Source organism: Aeromonas sp. TW 6 (assembly GCF_013168745.1).
GTDB classification, from domain to species: domain Bacteria; phylum Pseudomonadota; class Gammaproteobacteria; order Enterobacterales; family Aeromonadaceae; genus Aeromonas; species Aeromonas caviae.
Window position 1 is genome coordinate 61,316 of record NZ_JABERS010000024.1, and the last position, 6,569, is coordinate 67,884.

Annotated in this window: 6 protein-coding genes, 1 tRNA gene and 1 rRNA gene; all 8 read right to left on the bottom strand. The window is 62.3% G+C overall.

What is annotated here, in order from left to right; translation table 11 throughout:
• Positions 1-84: 84 nt before the first annotated feature.
• Positions 85-1,032, bottom strand: a complete 948-nt coding sequence (gene cbl, locus HKD46_RS13200) for an HTH-type transcriptional regulator Cbl (protein ID WP_161469992.1) — start codon at positions 1,030-1,032, stop codon at positions 85-87.
• Between the two features lie 117 nt (positions 1,033-1,149).
• Positions 1,150-2,217 carry a sulfate/molybdate ABC transporter ATP-binding protein gene (locus HKD46_RS13205; protein WP_161469993.1) on the bottom strand — a complete coding sequence of 356 codons (1,068 nt, stop codon included), beginning with the start codon at positions 2,215-2,217 and terminating at the stop codon, positions 1,150-1,152.
• Between the two features lie 32 nt (positions 2,218-2,249).
• Complete coding sequence (gene cysW, locus HKD46_RS13210; RefSeq protein ID WP_161469994.1) at positions 2,250-3,143, bottom strand: sulfate ABC transporter permease subunit CysW; 894 nt, start codon at positions 3,141-3,143, stop codon at positions 2,250-2,252.
• Positions 3,140-3,979 (bottom strand): sulfate ABC transporter permease subunit CysT, encoded by an 840-nt coding sequence (gene cysT / locus HKD46_RS13215; RefSeq protein ID WP_039039454.1) that lies wholly within the window; start codon positions 3,977-3,979, stop codon positions 3,140-3,142. The genes cysW and cysT overlap by 4 nt, the downstream gene beginning before the upstream one ends.
• Before the next feature lie 269 nt (positions 3,980-4,248).
• The gene (locus tag HKD46_RS13220; protein ID WP_161469995.1) at positions 4,249-4,824 is read right to left on the bottom strand and encodes an alpha/beta hydrolase; all 576 of its coding nucleotides are present in this window, start codon (positions 4,822-4,824) and stop codon (positions 4,249-4,251) included.
• Positions 4,825-4,863: 39 nt separating this feature from the next.
• Positions 4,864-5,865 carry a sulfate ABC transporter substrate-binding protein gene (locus HKD46_RS13225; protein WP_042864432.1) on the bottom strand — a complete coding sequence of 334 codons (1,002 nt, stop codon included), beginning with the start codon at positions 5,863-5,865 and terminating at the stop codon, positions 4,864-4,866.
• 410 nt (positions 5,866-6,275) lie between these two features.
• A tRNA-Asp gene (locus HKD46_RS13230) sits at positions 6,276-6,352 on the bottom strand.
• Between the two features lie 98 nt (positions 6,353-6,450).
• A 5S ribosomal RNA gene (rrf, locus tag HKD46_RS13235) occupies positions 6,451-6,565 on the bottom strand.
• Positions 6,566-6,569 lie beyond the last annotated feature (4 nt).

Genomic DNA, 6,569 nt, shown 5'->3' on the forward strand with positions numbered 1-6,569 from the left:
CGCTCGGCGTTTCCAGTGCCAGATCAGGTCAACATCAAACAAACGGGGAGCCCATGGCTCCCCGTTTTTCATCCACCCCTCGGTTCAGATCTGATAGTCGAGCAGGGGCTCGTTGCTCATGGCGCGGGCCTGGATCTCCGCCAGCGCCAGCTCGGGGTTGCAGAGCTGGATGAACTGCCAGGCAAAGTTGTGCTGGAACTGCCCCTGCTTGAGGCCGATCCAGGCGGTGTGCGGCGCAAACAACCGACTGCCGTCCAGTTGCACCAGTCCCTTGTCCCGCTGGGAATCGAACGCCATGTCCGCCAGTATGCCCACCCCCATCTCCAGCTCGACATAGGTCTTGATGACGTCGGAGTCCTGGGCGGTCAGCAGGATCTGCGGCACTATGCCCGCCTCGGCAAAGGCATCATCCACCCGTGCCCGACCGGTGAGGCCGGCCTGATAGGTGACGATGGGCCAGTGGGCCAGAGCGGCCAGGGTCAGCTCCCGCTCGGCGGTGAGGGGGTGCTGCTCCGGCACGACGATATTGTGGTGCCAGCGGTAGTAGGGAAAGGCCACCACCCCTTCGCTCTTGTCGAGCTGCTCGCTGCTGATGCCGATGTCCACCTCGCCGGTCTGCACCAGCCGCACTATCTCCTCCGGGCTGCCCTGGCGCAGCTCCAGCTGTACCAGGGGGAACTGCTCGCGAAACGCCTTCACCACCCGGGGCAGGGCGTAACGCGCCTGGGTGTGGGTGGTCGCGATGAGCAGCCGGCCCGAGTCGCGGTTGGCGAAGGTACTCGCCAGTTTGCGGATGTTGTCGGCATCCCCCAGGATGCGCTCGGCGATCACCAGCAGCTCCTTGCCCGGCTCCGTCATGCCGAGCAGCCGCTTGCCGTAGCGGATGAAGAGCGCCAGCCCCAGCTCCTCCTCCAGCTCGCGGATATGGCGGCTGACCCCGGACTGGGAGGTAAACAGGGCATTGGCCACCTCGGTCAGGTTGTAATCCCGCCGTGCCGCCTCCCGAATGATACGCAACTGCTGAAAGTTCACCTCATCGCCTCCTGCGCTGAGTGGCGCTGGCTCGGGCCACCGTCCTCTTGTTATGGATTGCCGGGATCATTGCCCGGTTGCAAGCCTGAAAGGGGGGCCGCGCCGGGCGGCGCGCCCTCAAATCTGGTAGTCGGGGTAGAGCTGTGCCTGCCTGGCCACCAGACGTACCCCCTGGCCCGGGGCGAAGGCCCGGGCGGCCTCCTTGCTCAGCTCGGCCTCGTAATGGGCACCTCCCGTCTCCCCGTCACCACGCAGCTCCACCCGGATGCGCGGCCCCATGGGCAGCAACCGGGTGATGGTGGCGCGAATGCCCCCCGGGGCGTCCGCCGGCAGTATCTCCAGCTCGTGGGGGCGCACATAGGCGATGGCCGCGATCCCCTCCGCCAGGTGGGAGGGGATAGGGCCCCCCAGCTGCTGCTCGCCGATGCCGAGCCCCTGCCCGGCCACCCGGCCGCGGAACAGGTTCACGCTGCCGAGGAAGCTGTGCACGAAGGCGCTGGCGGGCTGGTCATAGACCTCGGCCGGGGTGCCTATCTGCTCCACCTTGCCGGCGTTCATCAGCACCACCCGATCCGCCACCTCCAGCGCCTCCTCCTGATCGTGGGTCACGAACAGGCTGGTGACGTGCAGCTCGTCATGCAGTTCGCGCAGCCAACGGCGCAGCTCCTTGCGCACCTGGGCGTCGAGGGCGCCGAAGGGCTCGTCCAGCAGCAGCACCTTGGGCTGCACCGCCAGGGCGCGGGCCAGGGCGACCCGCTGACGCTGGCCGCCGGAGAGCTGGGTAGGATAGCGCCCGGCCACGTGGCTGAGCTGCACCAGATCCAGCAGCTCCTTGACCCGGGCGCGGATGGCCTCCTCGTTCGGTCGGTCGGCGCGCGGCTTGACCCTCAGACCGAACGCCACGTTCTCGAACACCGTCATGTGGCGGAACAGGGCGTAGTGCTGGAATACGAAGCCGACGTTGCGATCGCGCACGTGGAGATCCGATGCATCCTCTCCGCGGATGATGACGCTGCCGCTGTCGGCCTGTTCCAGCCCGGCGATGATCCGCAGCAAGGTGGTCTTGCCGCAGCCGGAGGGGCCCAGCAGGGCCACCAGTTCACCGTCGTGAAAGTCGAGGTTGATATCGGCCAGGGCCGCGTACTGATTGAAATGCTTGTTGAGTCCTTGCACCTGAATGCTCATGGATGCCTCTCTTGATAACCGTTAATTCGAGATCAATGGGACTGGGTCGGCTGACTGCGCAGCCTGGCCAGCAGGGTTTCACCCAGCAGGGTGAAGATCCCGAACAGCGCCAGCAGGCTGGCCACCGCGAAGGCGGCGCCGGTCTGGTACTCGTTGTAGAGGATCTCGATGTGCAGTGGCAGCGTGTTGGTCTGGCCGCGAATATGGCCGGAGACCACGGAGACGGCGCCGAACTCCCCCACCGCCCGGGCGGTACAGAGCAGCAGGCCATACATCAGGCTCCAGCGGATGCCGGGCAGGGTGACGCGCCAGAACATCTGCAACCCGCTTGCCCCCAGCATGATGGCGGCCTCCTCTTCCTCCGGGCCGCGCGCCTCCATCTGGGGCAGCAGCTCGCGCACCACGAAGGGCACGGTGATGAAGGTGGTCGCCAGGATAATCCCCGGGGTGGCGAAGATGATCTTGATGTCGTGCTCGCCGAGCCACTCGCCGAACCAGCCGCGACTGCCGAACATCAGCACGAACATCAGGCCGGCGATGACGGGGGACACCGAGAACGGCAGATCGATGATGGTGATGAGCAGTTGCCGCCCTGGGAAGCGGAAGCGGGCGATGGCCCAGGCCGCCGCCACACCGAACAGCAGGTTCAGGGGCACGGCGCAGAGCGTCACCAGGGCCGTCAGCCCGAGGGCACTCAGGGCATCCGGCTCGCTGATGGCGTGCCAGAAGAAGGCCAGCCCAGGTCGCAGGGCCTGGATGAAGACGGTGGCCAGCGGCAACAGCAGCAAGGCGGCAAACCAGCCCAGACCGACGGTGACCAGCAGCCATTTGACCCAGACCGGTTCATGGGTCACCGGGGGATGACGCGCCGGGGTGGCCGAAGCGGACTCCTGGGCCTGATCGAGATGTGCAGTAGAGGCGTTCATATACGGCTTCCTCCGATGCGAGCCCAGCTCCAGGCTTGCAACTTGTTGATGAGCAACAGCAGCACAAAGGAAATGAGCAGCATGACAGACGCAATGGCCGATGCACCGGCGTAGTCATACTCCTCCAGGTGACTCATGATCATCAGGGGGGCAATCTCGGACACCATGGGGAGGTTGCCGGCAATGAAGATGACAGAGCCGTACTCCCCCACGCCGCGAGCAAATGCCAGGGCAAAGCCGGTGAGCAGCGCAGGTACCAGGGTCGGCCACAGTACCCGAATGAAGGTCTGCCAGCGGTTGGCACCCAGGCTCGCAGCCGCCTCCTCTTGCTCGCTCTCCGCTTCCCGCAACACCGGCTGCAGGGTACGCACCACAAAGGGCAGCCCGATAAAGGTCAGGGCAATGACCACTCCTATGGGGTTGTAGGCAAGCTCGATGCCCAGCGGAGCGACCCATTGGCCAATCCAGCCGTTGGGGGCAAAGATGGCGCACAGGGCGATGCCGGAGACGGCAGTCGGCATGGCAAAGGGCAGGTCGATCAGCGCATCCACCAGTCTGCGGCCGGGGAAGGTATAGCGCACCAGTACCCAGGCCAGTATCAGACCGAACAGACTGTTGAGCAGGGCGGCAATGAAGGCGGCACCAAAGCTCAGGCGAAAGGAGGCGAGCACCCGGGGGGAGCCGATCACCTGCCAGAACTCGGCGGCGCTCAGGTTGTTCACCGCAAACAGCACCAGTGCCGAGAGCGGCAGCAGCACCAGTATGCCCAGATAGAGCAGACTGAAGCCCAGCGTTGGCCCCAGGCCTGGCAGGACGGAATAAGAACTTAATCGCATAACACATCCGTTTGTTATAAATACTTTGGATGTGACGATTTTGCTCACGGCGGCCAGGGACAACAAACACCAATAATGCCTTTGCTAAGCACTTTTTTATCTAACAATGGTGGAACAAGGCTTTTAGAGCGATAAGCATAAAAAAAGGTCTTTTATATAAATAAAAGACCTAAAAGACGGAGCGGTAAAACCGGGAACATGCAAAGTCAGTCACGCTGGCCAAGTTGCCAGCCTGTCTGGAAATCGTGCCGAGACAATCCGAGGGGCACTCATCGAAAACTGAGTGCGGCCTGCTTGCCCCACTCGGCAGGAGCAGGCTCCACCACCATTTCGGCACGGCGGTATAGGGTGCTGAGCAAAGCGAGCCCCTGGTGCCACTCCCCATGGCCGGACTGGGCATTGATATGGCCCACTTCCCCCGCATCGAACAACGGCACCTGCCACTGCCGGCTCCAGAACTCTGCCCGCTCGAAACTCATCCAGGGGTCATTGCGGCTGGCGATCAACTGGGCAGAGACCTTGATGGACCCCGTCAACACCTCATCCGGGATACCGAAACGGGCAGGATCGGCAGGGGCAACGATGAAGATGGAAGAGACCTTGTCTGGTTGCAGTCTGGCGGCAGCGATGGCCGTTAGAGCGCCGAAGGAGTGGGCGACCAGGTGGACCCGGCTGCGCCGGCTCCTGAGCTTGCTCGCCAGCTTGGCGCTCCAGACCGTGAGATCCGGCTTGTCCCAGGGCAGACCCATCATTCTCTGCCACTGGGGAAATTGCTGGTGCCAGCGGCTCTGCCAGTGATCCGGCCCACTGTTGTGCAGACCGGGAACCAGAAGGATCTTGTTCATCGTGGTACTCCTATCTGTTGTCACAGGGGCCTGCGTCTCTTAGCGGCCCGGTTGGTAAATCTGGTCAAACGATCCGCCCTGGGCAAAGTGCTTCTTCTGTGCCTTGTCCCAATCTCCTTCCAGATCCTTGACAGTAAAGAGCGTCAGGTTGGGGAACTGGGCCGCTGTCTCCTTCAGGATCGCCGGATTGCTCGGACGATAGTGGTATTTGGCGATGATGCGCTGCCCTTCGTCGGAGTAGAGATACTCGAGGTAAGCCTTGGAGACGGCCTCGGTACCATGCTTCTTGGCTACCTTGTCCACCACGGCTACCGGCGGCTCGGCCAGGATGGAGACCGAGGGCACCACCAGTTCGAACTTGTCGCTGGTACCCGGCTGATTGAGCACCAGCAACGCTTCATTTTCCCAGGCCAGCAACACATCCCCGAGCCCGCGTTCGATGAAGCTGGTGGTGGCGCCACGTGCCCCGGAGTCCAGCACCTTCACATTCTTGAACAGATCGCTGACAAACTGTTTGGCGCCCTCTTCAGTGCCGCTTTTCTTCAGCGCATAGCCCCAGGCAGCCAGATAATTCCAGCGCGCACCGCCGGAGGTCTTGGGGTTGGGGGTGATGATGGCGACATCCTTGCGCACCAGGTCGCCCCAATCCTTGATCTGCTTGGGATTCCCCTTGCGCACCAGGAAGACGATGGTGGAGGTGTAGGGAGAGGCATTGTTGGCCAAACGCCCTTCCCAGTCGCTGGCGGTGAGACCTGCCTTGGCCACCGCATCCACGTCATAGGCCAGCGCCAGGGAGACCACATCAGCCTCCAGTCCGTCCACCACGGCACGAGCCTGTTTGCCTGAGCCACCGTGTGACTGGCTCACCACCACATCGTCGCCGGTTTTGGCCTTCCACTCCTTGGCAAAGGCACTGTTGTACTCCTGGAACAGCTCCCGCGTCGGGTCATAGGAGACATTCAGCAGCCGCACCTCGGCGGCTTGGACCTGACCGAGAGCCAGCAGGGAGAGAACGGTGAGAGCGGTCATTCGCAGTTTCATGGTGATACTCCATATCGTTGGGTTGAGTACAGCATGCCCGCTTATGCATATTCCATGAAGAAAGAAAAAGCGCTTTGCTTATCTCTTATCCGCATATGAGCTCCCGATGGTCCTCTGGCACTCTCGGCCAGAGCGTATTTTCGCGCTTGCGGTGCTCATCTCCAGACACGACAAAGCCCGGCCGATTGGCAGGGTTGGGAAAAGATGGAGGAACAAAGGCAAACCAGAGCGAAGGGTAAGCCCTGGGTAAAGGGACAATGCCAGACACGCAATCACCACAGGGGGGAAGAGGCGGGTTGTCCGTGACAAGTGGCGATTCAGACCCGCCGGTTGCCTCTTGTTCCCTGAGCTCTTATCCAGACGCCAGAAAGCAAAAAGGCCTTCCCGACAGGGAAGGCCTTTCAATTTAGTGGCGGAGCGGACGGGACTCGAACCCGCGACCCCCGGCGTGACAGGCCGGTATTCTAACCGACTGAACTACCGCTCCGCATTCGGTTAGCTTTCGCTAAATCTTTTGCTGCTTCTTTATGAGGTGTCATCCTCGCAGCCAGTAACGTGATTTTGCACATCACTGTTTAATTGGGTGCCTGGCAGTGTCCTACTCTCGCATGGCGAATGCCACACTACCATCGGCGCTACAGCGTTTCACTTCTGAGTTCGGCATGGGGTCAGGTGGTTCCACTGCGCTATTGCCGCCAGGCAAA